The organism is Proteus sp. ZN5, from assembly GCF_011046025.1.
Taxonomy (GTDB): Bacteria; Pseudomonadota; Gammaproteobacteria; order Enterobacterales; family Enterobacteriaceae; genus Proteus.
In genome coordinates, this window is record NZ_CP047640.1 from 64171 (window position 1) to 84956 (window position 20786).

The 20786-nt window shown below is 43.2% G+C and carries 20 protein-coding genes and 1 pseudogene; 10 read left to right on the top strand and 11 right to left on the bottom strand.

Features of this window, described 5'->3' with window-relative positions:
• Nucleotides 1–85 precede the first annotated feature (85 nt).
• A pseudogene (locus tag GTK47_RS20105) lies at nucleotides 86–376 on the bottom strand (S-adenosylhomocysteine hydrolase); the annotation flags it as partial.
• 68 nt (nucleotides 377–444) lie between these two features.
• Here GTK47_RS20105 and GTK47_RS20110 point away from each other — a divergent pair.
• Nucleotides 445–1395 carry an IS5-like element ISEc68 family transposase gene (locus tag GTK47_RS20110; RefSeq protein ID WP_125894560.1) on the top strand — a complete coding sequence of 317 codons (951 nt, stop codon included), beginning with the start codon at nucleotides 445–447 and terminating at the stop codon, nucleotides 1393–1395.
• Between the two features lie 290 nt (nucleotides 1396–1685).
• On the opposite strand, the gene GTK47_RS20115 is transcribed toward GTK47_RS20110, so the two are convergent.
• From GTK47_RS20115 to GTK47_RS20130, 4 genes are all read right to left on the bottom strand, one after another.
• Complete coding sequence (locus GTK47_RS20115; RefSeq protein ID WP_241254140.1) at nucleotides 1686–2255, bottom strand: GDSL-type esterase/lipase family protein; 570 nt, start codon at nucleotides 2253–2255, stop codon at nucleotides 1686–1688.
• The gene (locus GTK47_RS20120; RefSeq protein ID WP_125894562.1) at nucleotides 2242–2460 is read right to left on the bottom strand and encodes a hypothetical protein; all 219 of its coding nucleotides are present in this window, start codon (nucleotides 2458–2460) and stop codon (nucleotides 2242–2244) included. The genes GTK47_RS20115 and GTK47_RS20120 overlap by 14 nt, the downstream gene beginning before the upstream one ends.
• A gap of 104 nt (nucleotides 2461–2564) precedes the next feature.
• The gene (gene lepB, locus GTK47_RS20125; RefSeq protein WP_125894564.1) at nucleotides 2565–3314 is read right to left on the bottom strand and encodes a signal peptidase I; all 750 of its coding nucleotides are present in this window, start codon (nucleotides 3312–3314) and stop codon (nucleotides 2565–2567) included.
• A gap of 300 nt (nucleotides 3315–3614) precedes the next feature.
• Complete coding sequence (locus GTK47_RS20130; protein WP_001067855.1) at nucleotides 3615–4319, bottom strand: IS6-like element IS26 family transposase; 705 nt, start codon at nucleotides 4317–4319, stop codon at nucleotides 3615–3617.
• Nucleotides 4320–4469: 150 nt separating this feature from the next.
• Between GTK47_RS20130 and GTK47_RS20135 the strand changes: the two genes are divergently transcribed.
• Nucleotides 4470–5285 (top strand): aminoglycoside O-phosphotransferase APH(3')-Ia, encoded by an 816-nt coding sequence (locus GTK47_RS20135; protein WP_000018329.1) that lies wholly within the window; start codon nucleotides 4470–4472, stop codon nucleotides 5283–5285.
• A gap of 189 nt (nucleotides 5286–5474) precedes the next feature.
• Here GTK47_RS20135 and GTK47_RS20140 read toward each other — a convergent pair whose 3' ends face one another.
• The 4 genes from GTK47_RS20140 to GTK47_RS20155 form a co-directional block, all read right to left on the bottom strand.
• Nucleotides 5475–6179: an IS6-like element IS26 family transposase gene (locus GTK47_RS20140; protein WP_001067855.1), complete on the bottom strand. Its 705-nt coding sequence runs from the start codon at nucleotides 6177–6179 to the stop codon at nucleotides 5475–5477.
• A gap of 315 nt (nucleotides 6180–6494) precedes the next feature.
• Nucleotides 6495–7502, bottom strand: a complete 1008-nt coding sequence (locus GTK47_RS20145) for a hypothetical protein (RefSeq protein ID WP_164526963.1) — start codon at nucleotides 7500–7502, stop codon at nucleotides 6495–6497.
• Nucleotides 7503–7522: 20 nt separating this feature from the next.
• Nucleotides 7523–8182, bottom strand: coding sequence for a DUF4365 domain-containing protein (locus GTK47_RS20150; protein ID WP_125894568.1), 660 nt, complete (start codon nucleotides 8180–8182; stop codon nucleotides 7523–7525).
• Nucleotides 8183–8350: 168 nt separating this feature from the next.
• Nucleotides 8351–9139, bottom strand: a complete 789-nt coding sequence (locus tag GTK47_RS20155; RefSeq protein WP_165126833.1) for a site-specific integrase — start codon at nucleotides 9137–9139, stop codon at nucleotides 8351–8353.
• 454 nt (nucleotides 9140–9593) lie between these two features.
• On the opposite strand from GTK47_RS20155, the gene GTK47_RS20160 reads away from it, so the two are divergent.
• From GTK47_RS20160 to GTK47_RS20175, 5 genes are all read left to right on the top strand, one after another.
• On the top strand, nucleotides 9594–10421 hold the full coding sequence (locus GTK47_RS20160; protein ID WP_165126836.1) for a TnsA endonuclease N-terminal domain-containing protein: 828 nt from the start codon (nucleotides 9594–9596) through the stop codon (nucleotides 10419–10421).
• Nucleotides 10411–12288 (top strand): DDE-type integrase/transposase/recombinase, encoded by a 1878-nt coding sequence (locus GTK47_RS20165; RefSeq protein WP_210845556.1) that lies wholly within the window; start codon nucleotides 10411–10413, stop codon nucleotides 12286–12288. The genes GTK47_RS20160 and GTK47_RS20165 overlap by 11 nt, the downstream gene beginning before the upstream one ends.
• Before the next feature lie 94 nt (nucleotides 12289–12382).
• Nucleotides 12383–12547, top strand: a complete 165-nt coding sequence (locus tag GTK47_RS20715) for a hypothetical protein (protein WP_210845558.1) — start codon at nucleotides 12383–12385, stop codon at nucleotides 12545–12547.
• Complete coding sequence (locus GTK47_RS20170) at nucleotides 12544–14004, top strand: ATP-binding protein (protein WP_144138645.1); 1461 nt, start codon at nucleotides 12544–12546, stop codon at nucleotides 14002–14004. The genes GTK47_RS20715 and GTK47_RS20170 overlap by 4 nt, the downstream gene beginning before the upstream one ends.
• A gap of 60 nt (nucleotides 14005–14064) precedes the next feature.
• Nucleotides 14065–15426 (top strand): TnsD family transposase, encoded by a 1362-nt coding sequence (locus tag GTK47_RS20175; protein ID WP_241256118.1) that lies wholly within the window; start codon nucleotides 14065–14067, stop codon nucleotides 15424–15426.
• Nucleotide 15427: 1 nt separating this feature from the next.
• Here the strand turns inward: GTK47_RS20175 and GTK47_RS20180 are convergent, their stop codons facing one another.
• Nucleotides 15428–16372: an S-4TM family putative pore-forming effector gene (locus GTK47_RS20180; RefSeq protein WP_144138642.1), complete on the bottom strand. Its 945-nt coding sequence runs from the start codon at nucleotides 16370–16372 to the stop codon at nucleotides 15428–15430.
• Nucleotides 16350–17339: a nucleotidyltransferase gene (locus tag GTK47_RS20185; RefSeq protein WP_165126842.1), complete on the bottom strand. Its 990-nt coding sequence runs from the start codon at nucleotides 17337–17339 to the stop codon at nucleotides 16350–16352. Before GTK47_RS20185 ends, GTK47_RS20180 begins: the two co-directional genes overlap by 23 nt.
• 123 nt (nucleotides 17340–17462) lie before the next feature.
• Here GTK47_RS20185 and GTK47_RS20190 point away from each other — a divergent pair, with 123 nt between their 5' ends.
• The 3 genes from GTK47_RS20190 to GTK47_RS20200 are packed head-to-tail and all read left to right on the top strand — an operon-like array spanning nucleotide 17463 to nucleotide 20764.
• Nucleotides 17463–18059 (top strand): restriction endonuclease subunit S, encoded by a 597-nt coding sequence (locus GTK47_RS20190; protein ID WP_241256119.1) that lies wholly within the window; start codon nucleotides 17463–17465, stop codon nucleotides 18057–18059.
• A gap of 10 nt (nucleotides 18060–18069) precedes the next feature.
• Nucleotides 18070–19587 carry a type I restriction-modification system subunit M gene (locus GTK47_RS20195; protein ID WP_144138636.1) on the top strand — a complete coding sequence of 506 codons (1518 nt, stop codon included), beginning with the start codon at nucleotides 18070–18072 and terminating at the stop codon, nucleotides 19585–19587.
• Nucleotides 19577–20764, top strand: a complete 1188-nt coding sequence (locus tag GTK47_RS20200) for a restriction endonuclease subunit S (protein WP_144138634.1) — start codon at nucleotides 19577–19579, stop codon at nucleotides 20762–20764. Before GTK47_RS20195 ends, GTK47_RS20200 begins: the two co-directional genes overlap by 11 nt.
• Nucleotides 20765–20786: the final 22 nt, after the last annotated feature.

The window sequence follows — 20786 nt, forward strand, 5'->3', positions numbered from 1 at the left end:
TAATTGATTACTATCTTACCACAAGAGGCAACTAAAACAAGAGAAAACCCGACGTACTCGTCAATATCTAGAGTCTGCAATGGGCTTAACGTGCTTTATTTTCCGTTTTCTGAGACGTCCCCAGTACTCGATTGCCGACTACCAGCTTGCGATTAAACTGCTTAGGATTCCATGAATAATGAACGGATGATGGTATTTGAGTGCTTTCACCTGAGAGGCTTTGCAGAGATAGGTTGTCCATCTCAAAATCGACCCCTTTCATCTTTAATATCTCACGCATCAGGGCATCGCTTCCCCCTGGGTTAGTAGGCATGGGTCTGCCTGTTAAGCTGTTAATCCTTGCCTTGGTATACAAGCCATAGCCAAGCTTTATTAGGGAAGGTGCGAATAAGTCCGAGATGTGAGATCATCGTGTTGTAACCTGAACCCAGAATGAGTAACCGGATGAGCCAGCAACTGACTTTTGCCGACAGTGAGTTTTCCAGTAAACGCCGCCAGACCCGCAAAGAAGTTTTCCTTGGCAGAATGGATGACTTGCTTCCCTGGGACAAATTACTTGGCGTTATCGAGCCTGTGTATCCCAAGGCCGGTAATGGTCGCAGGCCCTATCCGCTGGAAACCATGCTGCGTATTCACTGCATGCAGCAATGGTACAACCTGAGCGATGAGGCCATGGAAGATGCCCTCTATGAAATCGCCTCCATGCGCCAATTTGCTCGCCTGTCACTGGATAAAGCCATTCCAGACCGCACTACCATCATGAATTTCCGGCATTTGCTGGAGCAGCATGAACTGGCCCGCAAAATCTTCAGTACCGTTAATCACTGGCTAGCAGAGTGTGGCGTTCTAATGACCCAGGGCACCTTGGTGGATGCCACCATCATTCAAGCCCCCAGCTCTACCAAAAACAAACACAACAGCCGTGATGAAGACATGCACCAGACCAAGAAAGGTAACCAGTGGTACTTCGGCATGAAAGCGCACATTGGCGTGGACGCCAAAAGTGGCCTGACCCACAGTCTGGTGACCACGGCGGCTAACGAGCACGACCTCAATCAGGTTGGCAAGTTACTGCATGGCGATGAAGAATTTATCTCAGCCGATGCTGGTTATCAGGGGGCCGAAAAGCGCGATGAGCTCAGCGATGTCAGCGCAGACTGGCTTATCGCCAAGCGTCCCGGCAAAGTGAATGCATTGAAGCAACACCCGCGCAAGAACAAGCTGGCCATCCGTTACGAATACCTGAAAGCGAGTATCCGAGCGAAGGTTGAGCATCCATTTCGGATAGTAAAATGTCAGTTTGGTTTCGTCAAAGCCAGGTACAAGGGGCTGGCTAAAAATGACAGTCAACTGGCGATGTTATTCACCCTGGCGAACCTGGTTCGAGTTGACTAATTGATACGGGCACAGGCGAGATCTACCTGAAATGAGGAAATTGGCCTGAAACAGGGCCAAAATCAGCCACGAAGAGACGATTTTGGGCTGAAAATTGGAAAATTGAGCCACAGGACGTCGATAAAGGACGGTTTGGGGCGTCATATCGGGAGCTGCGGACCACTTAATCGCAGCTTCCCTAAGAAATATCAAAGTAGTCATATAGAATATAAATGAAATATTCATATTAGTTACATAGGGATTTCGTTTCTTAAATCTACGCTTTCTTCTCATTACAACATTCCAATTTACTAAAAAAGTAGCTGTGTCACGGTAAGTAAGGCTCCGTTCGGAGTGATATGTATTCCATCTTTCGTGCGAACTGTTGTCCCATCTATGACATCCTTGTATGTTTCACCAAGAACCGTTCGTGTATCTACGGTGGTGATCCCCTCTATCTGCGAAGCCGTCATTATGGCTTGTCGAGTGTTATCTAATAGTCTGTTTTTGGCGGGGTCTTTAAGGGTTGGAGGAAGTAACCAGATCACATTTTGGTTTCTGGCTTTTATGGTTTGGATAAAATGCCGAACTTTAGAGGTGTACTTTTCTTTTTCTGATATTTGAACATGGTCGTTAGTACCGAGAATCACGTAAACGGTATCGTATTCTTCAAAACTGAATTGCTCTGCGTATCTCTGCCAATCTAGGATCTTCTTTGTGGATAATCCGCTACCCACTTTGTATCGAGCATCAACCGCTTGGATTGTGCTGTACCCTTTAGCTATCTCATAGGTAAGCGAATCTCCTATAAAAACAGGTTTGCTGTACGACATAGAAGAAAATAAAAGGGAGCTGATTACTGAGACTTTATAAATATTCATTGCAACCCATATCAGTTATAAGCCAAATCTCACTACTTTGACCTGTGTTCTTTTTAAGCAATATCGAGCATGGTATAGATGCCATATCAATTTTAATTAATGTGTTGTCACTCCCCTTCACCTCATAGAGTTGCTTTATTTCATTTGCTTCAAGACCAGTAATCTCTCTTGCCAATACATCTATCGAAGCCACCAGAACTGACATGCTTATCTTGTGTGGCTTGCGTCACAAGATGCTCGTGTGTAGTGATCGCCCCTGTGGTAGAACCACAAGAGGACAAGAAAAAGCAAATTAATGCGATACAGCTTCTATTTATCCCCATCATTCCCCTCTGCCGTTTGAGCTTCAGAAATTACTTTTAAGCTATTCTCCCCTATATCAAAATCGCTTTTCATAAACTCAAGTGTAAAAGCCGTGGCTAAATACCGGCTTATCAAAAGTTCCTTTTTAACAAGCCCTCGCAAATGGCGTGGAGTTCCAACTGCATTTTCAAAAAAACGTGAATCCCATGAATGATCTCTGTTATCGCCAAGAACAAAAACATATCCATCAGGAATTACCCATTGTGTATAAATCGGCTTAACGAATGGTTTACGGTTATCAATGACATAATCATATTGTTGCGTATTACGTTCCTGAAGCGCCTGATAGGTACTCGTATGGTCATTATGATGGTTTAGCTGCCCGATCATCCTTCCGTTGATCTGGACCGACTTATCATCGGCATAAGTGATAGTATCGCCAGCCAATCCGATTATGCGTTTTACATAAATGAATGAAGGGAATGCAGGAGCTCGGAAAATCACTATATCTCCACGCATCAATTGCTCTTTTTGCGCGTCAACCGGCTTTGCAAAAATGAGATCACCGGCTTTCAATGTCGGTGCCATAGAGGATGTTGGGATAATATAATAGTCCAATAGGTAGGATTTAACGGACCACACAATAACTGATATTATTACCAAGCTAACAGTATAAAAACTAGGCTTACGTTTTCGATATATGAGGTAAAGAATTCGTAGGATAAGTGCAAGAATAAGGGTACTTATGAAGTTCATGAGCTTCAGCCTTCAGAAATTAAAAAGGCAATGTACCCGTTATATGGTATCTTTTTTCTTAGTAAACAGTCTTAAAAGTATCACTTTCTATTTTGGTGGTGCATAGTTACGGCTCTCAAATATCCATAAAACCATAACATATTAAAGTGGCTACTTATTTTTAAAGGCAAAAAATAACATATAGTGTCACTGGAAAAAACAAGATGTCCTATCTTGTTATTAACTGTTTTAAAGCTGATTGAATCAATGGCACTGTTGCAAAGTTAGCGATGAGGCAGCCTTTTGTCTTATTCAAAGGCCTTACATTTCAAAAACTCTGCTTACCAGGCGCATTTCGCCCAGGGGATCACCATAATAAAATGCTGAGGCCTGGCCTTTGCGTAGTGCACGCATCACCTCAATACCTTTGATGGTGGCGTAAGCCGTCTTCATGGATTTAAATCCCAGCGTGGCGCCGATTATCCGTTTCAGTTTGCCATGATCGCATTCAATCACGTTGTTCCGGTACTTAATCTGTCGGTGTTCAACGTCAGACGGGCACCGGCCTTCGCGTTTGAGCAGAGCAAGCGCGCGACCATAGGCGGGCGCTTTATCCGTGTTGATGAATCGCGGGATCTGCCACTTCTTCACGTTGTTGAGGATTTTACCCAGAAACCGGTATGCAGCTTTGCTGTTACGACGGGAGGAGAGATAAAAATCGACAGTGCGGCCCCGGCTGTCGACGGCCCGGTACAGATACGCCCAGCGGCCATTGACCTTCACGTAGGTTTCATCCATGTGCCACGGGCAAAGATCGGAAGGGTTACGCCAGTACCAGCGCAGCCGTTTTTCCATTTCAGGCGCATAACGCTGAACCCAGCGGTAAATCGTGGAGTGATCGACATTCACTCCGCGTTCAGCCAGCATCTCCTGCAGCTCACGGTAACTGATGCCGTATTTGCAGTACCAGCGTACGGCCCACAGAATGATGTCACGCTGAAAATGCCGGCCTTTGAATGGGTTCATGTGCAGCTCCATCAGCAAAAGGGGATGATAAGTTTATCACCACCGACTATTTGCAACAGTGCCCTCTGATGTTACATTGCACAAGATAAAAATATATCATCATGAACAATAAAACTGTCTGCTTACATAAACAGTAATACAAGGGGTGTTATGAGCCATATTCAACGGGAAACGTCTTGCTCGAGGCCGCGATTAAATTCCAACATGGATGCTGATTTATATGGGTATAAATGGGCTCGCGATAATGTCGGGCAATCAGGTGCGACAATCTATCGATTGTATGGGAAGCCCGATGCGCCAGAGTTGTTTCTGAAACATGGCAAAGGTAGCGTTGCCAATGATGTTACAGATGAGATGGTCAGACTAAACTGGCTGACGGAATTTATGCCTCTTCCGACCATCAAGCATTTTATCCGTACTCCTGATGATGCATGGTTACTCACCACTGCGATCCCCGGGAAAACAGCATTCCAGGTATTAGAAGAATATCCTGATTCAGGTGAAAATATTGTTGATGCGCTGGCAGTGTTCCTGCGCCGGTTGCATTCGATTCCTGTTTGTAATTGTCCTTTTAACAGCGATCGCGTATTTCGTCTCGCTCAGGCGCAATCACGAATGAATAACGGTTTGGTTGATGCGAGTGATTTTGATGACGAGCGTAATGGCTGGCCTGTTGAACAAGTCTGGAAAGAAATGCATAAGCTTTTGCCATTCTCACCGGATTCAGTCGTCACTCATGGTGATTTCTCACTTGATAACCTTATTTTTGACGAGGGGAAATTAATAGGTTGTATTGATGTTGGACGAGTCGGAATCGCAGACCGATACCAGGATCTTGCCATCCTATGGAACTGCCTCGGTGAGTTTTCTCCTTCATTACAGAAACGGCTTTTTCAAAAATATGGTATTGATAATCCTGATATGAATAAATTGCAGTTTCATTTGATGCTCGATGAGTTTTTCTAATCAGAATTGGTTAATTGGTTGTAACACTGGCAGAGCATTACGCTGACTTGACGGGACGGCGCTTCCCTACCCTCATGGCCGCCTCCCAGGAATCGACCCAGGTGCTTATCGTGGACATAATCCTTTACTCATAAATTGGCACTGTTGCAAAGTTAGCGATGAGGCAGCCTTTTGTCTTATTCAAAGGCCTTACATTTCAAAAACTCTGCTTACCAGGCGCATTTCGCCCAGGGGATCACCATAATAAAATGCTGAGGCCTGGCCTTTGCGTAGTGCACGCATCACCTCAATACCTTTGATGGTGGCGTAAGCCGTCTTCATGGATTTAAATCCCAGCGTGGCGCCGATTATCCGTTTCAGTTTGCCATGATCGCATTCAATCACGTTGTTCCGGTACTTAATCTGTCGGTGTTCAACGTCAGACGGGCACCGGCCTTCGCGTTTGAGCAGAGCAAGCGCGCGACCATAGGCGGGCGCTTTATCCGTGTTGATGAATCGCGGGATCTGCCACTTCTTCACGTTGTTGAGGATTTTACCCAGAAACCGGTATGCAGCTTTGCTGTTACGACGGGAGGAGAGATAAAAATCGACAGTGCGGCCCCGGCTGTCGACGGCCCGGTACAGATACGCCCAGCGGCCATTGACCTTCACGTAGGTTTCATCCATGTGCCACGGGCAAAGATCGGAAGGGTTACGCCAGTACCAGCGCAGCCGTTTTTCCATTTCAGGCGCATAACGCTGAACCCAGCGGTAAATCGTGGAGTGATCGACATTCACTCCGCGTTCAGCCAGCATCTCCTGCAGCTCACGGTAACTGATGCCGTATTTGCAGTACCAGCGTACGGCCCACAGAATGATGTCACGCTGAAAATGCCGGCCTTTGAATGGGTTCATGTGCAGCTCCATCAGCAAAAGGGGATGATAAGTTTATCACCACCGACTATTTGCAACAGTGCCGAATCAATATGATTTTTAGAGTGTTCAAAATAGATACGATAGCAATATACATAAATTGCAAGAAGAAAGAATGATGCGAATACCTTAGATAATTCAATTAACGGAATAGATTCAACAAAATCGCCTACTAATGCAATTAAAACAGTTAATATTAATACTGAAATATCAATTATATTTCTTTTTCGAATTAACATATATGCTGGATATACACAAATGACGGTTAAAAAAATGATCCGAATGAATGTAGTGTATTTATTCTTCATTAGACCACCATTCAGGAGCTGCTAATAAATCCTCTGAAACTTTCCAGCCAAAATTAATCAATATTTTCTTTATATTATAAGGTTTATCCATAAAATAACTCATGTGGATTTTATTGTTCCTTGTGAGCTGCCCTGCCCTAACTGAAGTAATACCGATGTAGGTTGTTAAATCTGACAGTGTATAACCCAAATACGTGACATCTGACAATTCGTCGATACGCTTATTTTCATGAATAGTGTTTAGGATACCCTCTAATTCAGTTTTAACAAACATATACAATTGTCTGCTGTCACTACCGGTTATTTTTTCACTTTCATTGCAGTGGTTATTATGGACATTGTCATTATCCTTGTTATTTTCAAGCCACCAATTAGGCGCATGTAAATTATTGCTGGTAACAACCCATCCATGATTAATAAGAACAAGCGCATTATTAAATGTATACTTTGAAAGTTTCACTTCATTAACTTCAGACAAAAATATTTCTTGCTTGTCAATGCATTCTAAAATACCAAGATCCATTAACATTGTAGTTATAGATGATTGATTTCTATGTATCTTATCTGCGATTGAGCTTAGGTTCATCTTGTTTTGTATCATGGAGATAACTGTATGAATTTCTTCATTAACCCATACTGTTTCATTACGATTCAAATCGTTAGTGTTGCTCATAGGAAATTGATCATTACTTACCCACCACTTGGGGGCTTTAAGAGATTCCTCCCTGTTTGATAACTCATATATCCAACCAAGTTCTAATAATTTAGGAATAAATGATGAATGAGGAATGAGGTGATTTAAATTAGTATTCCTAGCCGTAGATATCTTATTATCCTTATAGTTTATTTCACACAACCCCATGTTCAATAATTTTGAGAGGACATCATTTACACTACGTCCGATAAATCTGCATATCTTTTCGATGAAAAACGGCTCATTAATGGTTCCGAATAGTTTTGTTATTTCAGATAATGTCCATACCGTTAGATTTCGCATGTTTATTTCACTTGATGTAATTAAAATGGGAATAAACCGTAATTTTCACAGCCTAGTTCTTCTCTAGATTCTGTTGATATAATAATTTGTTTCAATTCGCTCAATAATTTTAATTGTTCAGTAATTACGTTCCTGTTTTCATTGTCAATAATATTTGTACTTGCAATTTCTTCAAATGCATCTTTCATATTGAAAATACTAATTCTTTCGATATTCACACAAGTATTAGATGCTAGATAATTAATTAACCAATTTAATTTTACTAATTTATAACAGTAAATAACACAAGTATGACCCACTCCAAATTCACCAGATAAAACATTTCTAGCGTGAAACACTAGTTCTTCATATACTTTTAGAAATGCTAAACTTTGTGACGTTTCGCGGTGATTCGTTAATAGTTCATTTACTTTTTCAATATTCGAGGATAGATCATTTTCTTCAGGGAATGTGATTGTCACTGATTCTTGTTGCTGCCAATTTTGATTTTTATTATTAAGGTGTATTTCCACATACTTTTGTAACCATATGTATTTAGTTTCATTTGATGGTATGGATGTGTAAAATATAAAAAAAGGAACGTTAAATAATAATGCGTATTTTATTGTTTTAACAGGAAAACTTAGTTTTACAGTTTTATCAAATGAACTGACAGTTCCTTTAGATTGTACAAAAAACAATCACCAGTTGATTCTTTATTATCAAAAAGCTCAATCATGAAATCTGAGCCGTAATCTCTTTCACCAATGGAACGTAACACCCAATTGTTACTGGGTATCTGATTGTGGACTATCTTTATAGCTTCAGTTTCTACAAAATGCGATTGTGATCTCATTTGTGTTATATCTCTAATAATATTGCAGATTACGTGCAGCAGCCTCTAAGCGTGTTACACCTCGTTTATCATATCGCTGTGTAGTAGCGACACTACTGTGCCCCATAGCTTCTCTGACAGTAAGTAGGTCCTCACCTAGTTCTAACAACTTAGTGGCATAGGTTCGTCGGCAATCATGCGGTGTAAATGAATCTGAGGCTGAATCTTTCACCAATTTATCAATAATATACCGTAAACCATCGGTTGTTATTCTATCGCAAGTCACATCATCATTTTTACGTATGCGGGTAAAAACTGCACCGGTATGATCCCCTCTTACAGTTTCTATCCATAAGCGAATACGACGGAGCGTGTCACTTGGCATGAAGTTAGTTCTTTCTTTGTTTCCTTTACCCATGATTTTAATGGAGTAATTATCAAAATTGATATCTTCCATATTCAACAAAGTGACTTCAGCACGGCGCAAACCACAGCCAAGCATTAATGATACAATCGCCGCATCACGTACCGAGACTGCGGTATTTATGCTATCAAGATGCTGATAAATATGCGTTATTTCACTACTACTCAGTGAACGCCCTCGACCAATACGGTTCCCTCGAATCCGGCGTATGCTTCTAATATCCTGATATGTATCACTATCTATGACTCGTGATGCTCTGGCTTCTTCAGCCACCCCTTTAATGGCACTCAATATCAAGTTGATACTATTTGGGGTCTTTTTCTCCAGTATTAATTTCTGAAGTACCAATTGAACGGCATCTCGATCTATGATGGACCAATCGAAAGTAAACGGGTCCATAGCACGAAACAATTTCACCACTGACACTAGGCAGGATCGCATTGTCTTTTGGCTTTGTTTGGAACGGAGCCGTAGCAAGTAGCTGGTTGCTGGATTGTTGGTGTTTTTCGTCATGTTATTTACATCAACAATATCTGTTACGTTGTCACGTAAAATTAACTCTCCCATCAGTGCCTCCTTGGTGCTGAAAATTGGTGTGAAAATTGTGGTGAATTCTGGTGCATCAAATAGCATCATTAACCATAAATCATAAAATAAAAAAAGTTACTACATTAAACGTATATTTAACCGAGTAAAGAGTAACACAAGGATTTATCATCCAAAAGTTAAATGTTTAGGAACAATAAAGTTTGTACACAAGCCGGAGAGTTTGTACATAAAGGCGATTTTGGAATAATAAAGTTTGACACTAAGCTATAATGACCTTTAAAACATGTGATGGATCGAGGTCATTTTGGCTGGGCGCAGAAAACTAGATTCGCTATCAGATTTCCAGCGAGCATTGAAACAGAGGTATGGATTGGGAGTGCGAGAGGCCTACAAGCCATGGCTTCGCGCCCAAGATGTAAGTTCATATGGTCACAGTGCCAAGATTCAAGGCATAAAAACTGGGCGTATTCATCACACCCTTTCTGAACATGAATCTTCGTTTTTTTATCTCGCTGAATTTTGCGACACCATCATTGATATCCGAGAACAGTTCCCTCTAATTCCTTTAGATCTATCTACCAAAATTGCTCAGGCACTGGGTGTCGACCATCCTGTCATCCCTTACTCAAAGCAAAATGAGTGGAACGTGGTGACAACAGACTTCTTATTGACCCGATCGGATGGTGCTAAACAATGGTATGAGGCTGTAAGCGTTAAACCAACTGCTAATCTCGTCAACAAGAGAACGGCTCAAAAGCTCGATATCGAGAGAGTCTGGTGGCAATTGCTCGGTATCCCCTTTCATGTTTATGTCATGTCTGAAGATAATCAGATTCAGTCAAAAAACATCCAGTGGTTCACCTCTCCTATTCGGCAAGGGTGTATACATCCAAGAGCACTGATGCATAAAGCAAAGTCGTTAGTTGGTACAGGCACATATTTAGTAGAGGACGTTTGTGAGGGGTTTATTGAGGCGCTAGATATCGATTCAGACGAATCATTGATGTTGTTGAAGAGCCTTTTAGCCACAAAACTAGTAACCGTTGACCTTAACAATTCGATTGAGGAAACAGGCTTAATCAAAGTCACACGGGTAGATATGGGTGATTCGGAGCAGAACTATGCAGGTTGAGATCAATAGCGTTTGGAGATTAGCAGGTATAGATGGTTTTGATGATGGCCTTTACCGAGTATTGGCTTGCTATCCTGATTATGCCACGGTGGTCCTCTTTCAAATTGTGGAAGGCTCAAAACTACAAAGACCAGCTGCTGTCGATTTGCCATTTTTTCTAAGACAGGCTGAAGAAGGGGCGATCAGCCCTGAAAAATACCCGAAGCCGCATTACCAATTGTCTGATGATAGAAACGTACCGTCTGATCATCTGCAAAAACGTGATAACCGCCTAGAGCAAATCAAAGGCTTGATATTGGATCCTTGGTTTCTTTTGAAGCTTGTTACGGACTCACGTTCAAGAATAGTAGCTGAACATGCCAAAAAACAGGGTGTTTATGTTCAGGCGTTATACCGTTCTCTCAACCTCTACTGGAAATATGGTCAGGAATACAATGCGCTTCTACCGGCTTATACTAACTCTGGAGGAGCTGGAAAAACGCGAGTCGCGGGTAAAGTAAAGCGCGGAGCACCAATAAGACTATCTACACCAAGCCTTGCCGCCCCGCCAAGTGTTAACACTAGCGAGAAAGATAAAACCATATTCCTAAAGGCTATGAAGCGGTTCGGAATGAAGGGTAAGAAAGTGACATTCCGGAAGGTTTATGACCAGATGTTAACGGAGTTCTATGCAAAGGAACTAATTGCCGCTGATTTGGAAGGTAGGGTAGCGCTCGTTCCTCAATATCGAGCATTTTTATATTGGATTAAAAGGCTTATTCCTCAGCAGGAGTTGATTCGGAAGCAAACATCACCTGGTGATTTTGATCGTAATCGCCGTGGTCTTCGCGGTGCAGCTACTGATCATACGGCTGTTCCTGGCAGCTGTTTTGAACTAGATGCGACTGTTTTGGATGTACATGTGGTTTCTGAGTTCCGTCGTAATCATGTGCTTGGTAGGCCAACTGTTTACTGTGTAGTTGATAAAGAAAGCCGAATGATTGTCGGCATTCATGTGTCTCTCGAGTATGCATCTTGGCGAGCTGGCCGTCAGGCGTTGGTCAACGCGTTCACATCTAAAAAGGAATACTGTGCTCGATATGGTATTGAGATTAAGGACAGCGAATGGCCATGTCATCACATACCTCAGAGACTTCTATGCGATCGTGGTGAATTTATTTGTCAGGATGCAGAAAATCTTGCAGTTCCTTTGATTGGACACCTGAGCATAGCTCCACCTTATCGAGCTGAACTCAAAGGCATAGTGGAGCATCGTTTTAACATATTAAACGAAAAGCTTATCCATGATTTGATGGGGACAACCCGAGGCCGTCACTATATTCGCGGTGATAAAGATCCAAGAATGGAAGCGGTATTAACTCTTGATGAGGTTAATGCGTTGTTGATTGATGCGGTTCTTGAACACAACAGTCAAGTTTTTGAGAGCTTAGCGGGTCAATGCAGTCTACTCATCGAGAAAGAGTTAGCACCCACTCCTATTAATTATTGGAATATCCATCTTCAAAAGCATCAACATGCCTTGAGTACACTGGACGAGGCAACCATTAGAGCGCGCCTCCTACCTGCAGATTGGGTTTCGATGACAAGCAAAGGGGTGAGGTTAAATGACGATATGTACTATGAGTCTGATCGCCCCGATTTTGAAGACTGGAAAGTCATTGCTCGCAGTGGCAGTAGTTGGCGTTTAGAAGCAAGAATAGATCAGGACAACTCTTCCTTTATCTTCGTTCGATTTAAGCCAGATGAGGGTTTCTCCCAATGTTGGCTCCGTAAAGCATCAAAATCATTTGATGAGCGTCATCACGCAGATATTTTATTTTTAAAAACTGGAAAAGCATCGTGCCAAGCCTACCGCCAAGTCTGTTGAGCGCCATCAACGCCGAAAAGAAATCACTCAAAATGCTCAAAATGAATCAGCTAAAGCGCCCCCTTTAGAATCAAAAGCTGAAAAGATAAAGGGCATGAAAGAGCGCCGCAGGCAGTCTGTCCTTGAGGCACGAGTAACGGCAAAACCGGCGGATGATATGGGTCATGCCCCCGATATGCCTGAGTTTGACAAACGCAATGACGAAAAAAGAAAGAATGTCGTCTCTCTGTTAAAGCGCAAGAAAGGTGAGTCTAAATGAATAGAGCAACTGCCGTTTATCAAAGAGCAATTCTGCCTGAGCATTGTGGTAACCCTCTAATCGAGGCTCTTCCTCCTAAATTATGTGATAGCGAGTTGGCAGAAAAACTGAGCTACTACCCCTCTTGTCACTATGAAGAGACACAGTTGGATCCGTTAGAAAGGGTTGAATATGTATCTCGCCTCAGAGAATTAAGACAGCCATTGCCTGTTTACTTAGAGGTTTTTCGGGCTGTTGAAATGGCGATAAAGGAAGGTTATTCAGCGAAGAATCCTTTGTCGCCAACCACGATGAACTTTCTACATTATTCGGGAGAGGAACGTCCAGACATAGAACCTGTCACGGGATACTTTAAGCCAAAAGGCTCTGGCATTACCGTGATTGGAGAAAGTGGAGTGGGAAAAACCTGTATGCTGGAGCAAGTTCTGGGGTGCTTTCCAGATACAGTGGAGCATTCATATTACGAAAACAAACTGCTTCCCCTGCGTCAAGTTGTATGGATAAAGGTCGACTGTCCTGATGACTCAAGTGTAAAGGGACTTTGCTATCGGATACTTGAAGAACTTGACCGAAAACTGGGCATACCACAGACGAAACCAGCAAGCACCATCGCAGCTTTGATCAGTCAAATTGAAGCAAAGATGAAATCGAGCTTTTTGGGTATTCTCGTCATTGATGAGATGCAAAACCTCAATCTAGCAAAAGCGGGAGGCGCAGATAGATTAATTGGTTTTTTGCACAATCTCGTCAATAACCTCGGTATTCCCCTTCTGTTCTGTGCCAACCCTCCGTTCAACAACCTGCTAAGCAAAACACTCAAAGCAGCGCGTCGTGCAGAAAGCAGTGGATACTTTGATGTCGAGTTGATGAAAAATGATGAAGAATGGGAGCTGTTTATCGAGGAGCTTTGGCAGTTGCAATGGACAAATGTTCCCACACCTTTGACTGATGAGCTAAGCGATACATTGTTTGATTTGTCAGTCGGCAATATGGATTTAGCGGTAAGGATATATCAGGCGACGCAACGGGCGCTAATAGGCAGTGATGATGAGGTGTTGACTCCAAGTGCTTTGAGATATGGCGCAAGTATTGTTATCCGCTTATCGAAACCAGCAGTAGATAAAATCAAACGAGACAGCAAAATTTCGGTGCTCAAACGGCGCAGTGAGTCTTCAGAACCAAAGGCTCCTGTAACGTCAGCTAACGAAAGTGCAGGTAAACCTAAGCCTCAGTTGACAACCTCAAAAGGAAAACTAGTCACCATTCCAGGCGATTTAACCAAAGCACATCACCCTGAATTTTCTGAGCGAGTAATTGAGCTAAAGAATCTGGATAACCTTTATGAGGAGATTAAAGACTTTGACCTTTTCCAGAGAGCATCGGATGCGAAGAACCCGCTTGAAATACTGAAAAAAGCAGGCGTTCTATGTGATGACCCTCTGGAGATATTCAAGTAAGTTTCGTGGAATATGGAACTGCCACCGGCTTTTCCAGATGAGCTCCTTCTAGGGCGCTTGATGCGCCACATCATATTGACAGGCGAGCCGGCGTGTTCGTTTAGTTCACGGGTATTCGGCTCCAGTCGTTTGTCTCTGCATCCTTTCCTGACAGCAGGCATATCGCGAATCGCTGAAATGTCCGGTGAAAATGCGGATAACCTGTTGGTCAGACAAACCCTTGCACCTCTGTTCTTCTTTTACTTACCTAAACATGCGAACGCACTCAAAGAGAACTTGCTCCGAGGAGATGGCGCCAAAGCCCTTCGCCATAGTCAGTTACCTTCTTTTGGCTGTGGCGGATCTTTACACTTAAAATGGTGCCCACGTTGCGTTGAGCTAGACATCCATGAACGAGGTGTTGCCTATTGGCATCGAGCACATCAAGTTCCCGGTGTAACAGCATGTTGGTTGCACCAAATACGACTTATGTCTACTGAGTTAAAAGCAAGGCAGCGGTTAAATGAAGGGTTGCCGACAGTGGTGCATTGTGATGCTCAAGCAGCGTCTGCGATGGAGATCGAGGTTGCGATATTCGGTTTCGGCCTTCTAGCCCAACTAGAGAGAACGAAACCTGGCTTTGATTTGGAGGAGAGATACCGCTCACGACTCAATGAGCTTGGGTTTATCACTCCCAATGGGAGCGTTCGAAGGAAGGAACTAATGAAGGTGTTTTCATCTGATTTGGCTATGTACCCCATGAAGGGGTCTCTGTTTCCTCGTCACCAAACTGATTATCACTACATTTCAGAATTGCTAGCAGCAGGAAAAAACTGCCACCCGTTTAGGCATCTCTTACTCGGAGCATGGTTGTTTAACTCTGCGAATAAGATGTTTCAACACACTGCACCGATTGAAGAGGTTAGCCTACATCAACCAAAAGGTTCAACGAAGGGAGCGGTTGAGCAGCGTTGCTTGAGTCTACTCAGAGAAGGTGACTCTCTTGCTGCGGTTTACAGAAAGACAGGTAAAAGCCGATGCTATTTAAAGCGTTTGGCAACAATGCATGGAATCAAACTAAATTTGAGACCAAAACAGTTAAATGAGAAGCTCAAACAGAGAATCATCAGGCTCGCTCGATTAGGTGTGCACCGACGGAAAATCTCTCAAGTTTGCCGGATCGGAATTGGTTCAATTGAACAAGTGATCGCCAGTGTTTCTGGGTTAGTTGAATGGCGAAAACAATGTCATTGGGAGTCGAAAAGGCGTTGCTGTCGAGTTCAGATTCAACGATACAGGCAAAGATATCCTGATGCTCTACGTAGTGATATTAAGGCTGACTGTAATGCGGCGTTTTTCTGGCTTTATGCAAATGACAGGGAATGGTTAGAGAATTCGCTTCCCAGACCTACCAGACCTTGTGGGCCCAGTAGGTTGGTATAGACTACTGCTTTTTGAATTCGGCTATAAGCGCATCCGTATCGACCAGCATATTCCCTTCCATGCGCTCTCTGGATGCCTTGTAAAGCCATTCAAAGATTGGCGTTGCTGACTGTCTGAAATTTTGCCAGTACCTCATGTGCTGCTCGGTGAATAGCTCCACCTCTGTGAAGTTTAGCTTGTCAGATAGAAGGTTTAACCATGTGTTATGACTGTCATTTGTTAACTGCTCGGCAATTTTCATACTCTGTTTGTTCATAAGCAATTCGTCGATAACAACCGCAATGATGGGTGTGAAAGGCCCAATTACAAAGACAACGGACTCCGGTATGGTTTGTTCTAGAAAGATCGAAACGCTAAAAGGAGCTAGGACACAAGTGAATAAACAAACCCATAGCAAATACTGGTAGCGTTTTCGAAGCTCACTTTCCCAAGCAAAGGTTGAGTAGGTCGCTACTAACTTAGCCACAGGATATGGCACACTGCTCAAGTTTGATGACCACCAAGTCTCCAGTTGCCCTCGATCTTGAGGGGCTTGTCTCTCTCGATTCGTACTTAATTCAGCAACTCGACTTTTCGGAAGCTCTAAGAGTGATGGCTTTGTACCTACCTCCATGGTTAGATGATCATGCAAACGTTGGATAGTGCATCCAAGAGATTGCCATTTTGAGACAATGTACTTGCCAAAGGTGCTTATCAGAACGAATGCCAGTAGAGGCGCAGCCGTCAAATATGAGGGGTCAAATGGTGTTTTGTGACCAGAAAAAACATAGATAGAAACGCCAGTCTGAACAACTGCCAGTAGCAGTGCTAAAGCCCAAATACAAGCCTTCCAGAACTTTGCACGATCGTAGGCGTATCGGAATGCCAATCCTGCCTCAACAGCAGGGATTGTTTTTTGATTTGCTACAACACAACTCATAGGGTTATCCATATTGTGGGAAGTCATTACCAAATACCTTACGCCACTCTCCAATTGCTTTTTTGTGATCGCCTGTGACCTCAAACTCTCGAGCTGCTAGTGCTGTATTGAAATCTGATTCCGCTTTTTGCGAAATTTTCGTCTTTTCGTCCCAAGAGAGTGTATTCAGGTTTCCCTGGATTTCTTTAGGGTCATTGACGTCCCACCAAATGTTGCTTTTTATGTACTGAAGAATGTTAATGACATTGAGATCGACGAACGGGCTTGCTTCACCTTTTTCCTCAAAGTAATTAAGCACTAAATTCTCTAGAAGATAAGATGACATTGACGGCATCGTAGCTCTGCGTTGCCAATACTTTATTGCTCGGATCGCGTTAAGGACATGGCCACCACATTGCTGATTGATGTCGGAGACGCGTTGGCGATCTAGTCTAGGGTCTGTTTTTATCCAGTTTCCCGCCCCATCAGGAATGATATAGAAGGTCTTTCCTTGGGCATCCTCGGAAGTGAAAAACGCCGGAACAATATCAAAGTTCCAGTCATAGCTAGAGAGCTTGAGAGTCGCTGCATTCTGGTTGCGATGTGTCTCTGCCTTGTCGTACTGGCTCAGATCAGCCAATTTGCTAACAAAGTGATTGATGATCTTACGCGAATTGAGTCGATATGAACTGTCATGGCGAAAGTTCTTATACTCAGGGGATTCAGTCGGCGTATTGATATACACAGTGCCGTCCAAGCTCTCTTCCCAAGTACATCCATTCGCTGACAGAGTGAAAATCATATCAATATCATCCAAGGGACGAATTTTGGTTCTTCTCGCAAAAGAACCAAAATTGACGTCTTTGTCGCTGTATAGCGGAAAGAAATCAGTTAATCCTTTTACTTGTCTTTTCAAATAATCTCGACTAGACCGCGCAGTGATCGTTTTCTTACTATCAAGATTGACGCTGTCGGCCATAAACTGGTTAAACGCAGAATTTACAGTTGTTGGCATATTCCCTCCATATTTTTAATGCATCAAATATAATGATGCGTTCTTTTTTCTAGATTACGTTGACTTTTCGAAAGGTGTCAATCATTATTTGTTGCATCATTCACTGTGATGCAATTTGCCATGATGGTTAAGTTAGAAGAAATCGCCACAATCAGAGCGGGTCATCCTTTTAGGGGAGCGATCCAGGAAGTTGATAACGGAAATGGCTATGTTATCCAGACACGTGATCTCGCTGATGACGGCCAAATTGCCTGGGAAAAGTTGGTTCAGACCAACGTCTCTGGACGAAAAGAGCCGGAATGGTTGAAAGCGGGTGACGTAATTTTTGCTGCCCGAGGTATCAAGAATCTTGCATCAGCGATATCTGGAGAAATGCTAGACCAGCTTGAGCTACCAGCCGTTTGTTCGCCACACTATTTTCAGATCCGTCTCGCTCAGAACGTGAAACTACTGCCAGAGTTTCTGGCTTGGCAACTCAATCAGTTGCCTGCACAGCGTCATTTTCAGCAGTCTGCGGAAGGTTCAGCACAAGTGAGTATTCGACGAACTGTTCTAGAGCAAACACCTGTGATGATTCCCCCGCCTGAGACGCAACGCAGAGTGCTTGCGCTTAGCCAAAGCGCGACCAGAGAAGAGCAGATATATCAGCAATTAATCGAGCTAAGGCGTGCAGAAATGCAGGCTATCGCGAATCAAGTTTTAACCGGAAAAATAAAATAAGAGATAAACAATGCCAAATACCCCAATCAACCAAGATGAAATCAACAAAGCCGTCTGGTCGGCGTGCGATACCTTCCGTGGCACCGTAGATCCATCCATCTACAAAGACTTCATCTTGACCATGCTGTTCTTAAAATACATCTCAGATGTACGCCAAGACAAAGTAGAAGAACTCACCACTCAGTTCGGTGACAACAAAGATATGGTTGAAGCCATGCTTGCCAGCCAATCATTCAAAATTCCCGCAGGTTCAACATTCTGGGATTTGTATGAAGCACGTAATACCGCAGGTAACGGTACTCGCATTGACCAAGCGCTGCACGCGATTGAAGAAGCCAACGGCACCAAGTTAAAAGGCGTGTTCCAAGACATCAGCTTCAACACCGATAAACTGGGTGATGAGAAGCAAAAGAACGACATTCTACGCCACCTATTGGAAGACTTTGGTAAGCCAACCCTAAACCTGCGCCCTAGCCGTGTTGGTTCGCTGGATGTGATTGGTAACGCCTACGAATACCTGATCAAACATTTTGCCGCAGGCAGCGGAAAATCGGCAGGTGAATTCTATACCCCGCCAGAGGTGTCGGATCTGCTTTCTATCATCTTAGAGCCACAACAAGGCGACAGCATTTGTGACCCTGCTTGTGGTTCAGGTTCACTATTGATGAAGTGTGGTAAGCAAGTTCAAAAGAATTTTGGCGGTTCTAAGCAATACGCCCTGTTTGGTCAAGAAGCCATTGGCTCTACATGGTCATTGGCAAAAATGAACATGTTCCTGCATGGTGAAGACAACCACCGTATTGAATGGGGCGATACCATTCGTAACCCTAAACTGCAAGATAGCAACGGTGGCTTACTACACTTTGACGTAGTAACCGCAAACCCACCGTTCTCGTTAGATAAATGGGGACATGAAGACGCAGAAAGCGATCACTTTGGTCGTTTCCGCCGTGGTGTGCCACCAAAAACCAAAGGCGACTACGCTTTCATCTCGCACATGATCGAAACCCTAAAGCCAGAGACTGGTCGTATGGGTGTAGTTGTGCCACATGGTGTGCTATTCCGTGCATCAAGTGAGGGCAAAATCCGCCAACAATTGATTGAAGAAAACTTGCTAGATGCAGTGATCGGTTTACCTGAAAAACTGTTCTTTGGTACGGGTATTCCTGCTGCGATCTTGATCTTCAAGAAGAAGAAAGACACCAATGATGTGATGTTCATCGATGCTTCGCGTGAATTTAAGTCAGGCAAAAACCAGAACGTACTGACACAAGAGAACATCGACAAGATCGTGAAGACTTACCGTAGCGGCGACAACGTGGATAAGTACGCGTATGTGGCAACCCTCGATGAGATCCGCGAGAACGACTACAACCTGAACATTCCTCGCTACGTGGATACGTTTGAAGAAGAAGCGGAAATCGATTTGATGGCAGTACGTAATGAGCGTTTGGCGCTACAAACTGAACTTGCTGACCTAGAAGCAGAAATGGCAGGCTACCTAGAGGAGTTGGGTTATGGTGCCTAATGGGTGGCAAAAAGTTAACCTTAAAAGTTTGCTTTCTACAACAATAAAAAACGGGTATTCCCCAAATGCTGTAGAACAAGAAACAGGATATGTTGTTCTTGGTCTTGGTGCGTTAACCGACAATAAACTTGATGCAAGAAATATCAAAAATGTAGAAGCAACAGAGCAGGTACTGAAGTCCCAACTTAGCCACGGTGATTTCTTAATAAGTCGCTCAAATACACCAGATAAAGTTGGTCGTTCTTGCATGTTCCGAGGAGAGGTAGCGAATTGTTCTTATCCTGACCTTATGATGAAGTTTCGTGCCAATGAGGTTTTTATTGAACCTGTATTTTTAGAAATTTATCTTCAATCATCACGTACAAGACAATATTTCCAAAACTGTGCCGCTGGGAGCAGTAGCTCCATGGTGAAGATTACTAAGTCTGTTGTCGAGAAGGCTCCAGTTCTGCTCCCACCACTCCTAGAACAACGCAAAATTGCCCAAATCCTTTCTACATGGGATCGCGGGATTGCAACCACAGAAAAGCTGATTGATGTCAGCAAGCAGCAGAAAAAAGCCTTAATGCAGCACCTGTTGACGGGTAAGAAGCGTTTGATTGATCCTGAAACGGGTAAAGCGTTTGAGGGGGAGTGGGAAGAGGTTAAGTTAACAGAATTGTGCAAAATTGGAACAGGTAAGAAAGATGCAAATCATGGCTCTTCAAGCGGCAAATATCCTTTTTTCACTTGTGCAAAACGACCAATTTTGAGTTCTTCTTATTCCTATGATTTTGAAGCACTATTAATAGCTGGCAATGGCGTCATAGGTACAACTCACTATTACAAGGGCAAATTTGAAGCTTATCAACGAACTTACATTCTTAGTGAGTTTAGAGCTGTATTCGTAGCTTATTTACACCATTGGATAAACTTTTACTTGAAGAGAGATGTAGACCGAGAAAAGCAACATGGAGCAATGCCATATATCAAAGTAGGAATGCTGCAAAACTTTAAAGTTAAGTTGGGTAGTTATTCTGAACAACAAAAAATCGCCTCAGTTCTCACTTCTGCCGACAAAGAAGTCGAGTTATTAGAAGCCAAGCTTGCACACTTCAAGCAAGAGAAAAAGGCGTTGATGCAGCAGTTGTTGACAGGAAAAAGAAGAGTCAAAGTTGCTGAAACCGAAGCCGCTTAACTAACGCATCTTTTGACGACCG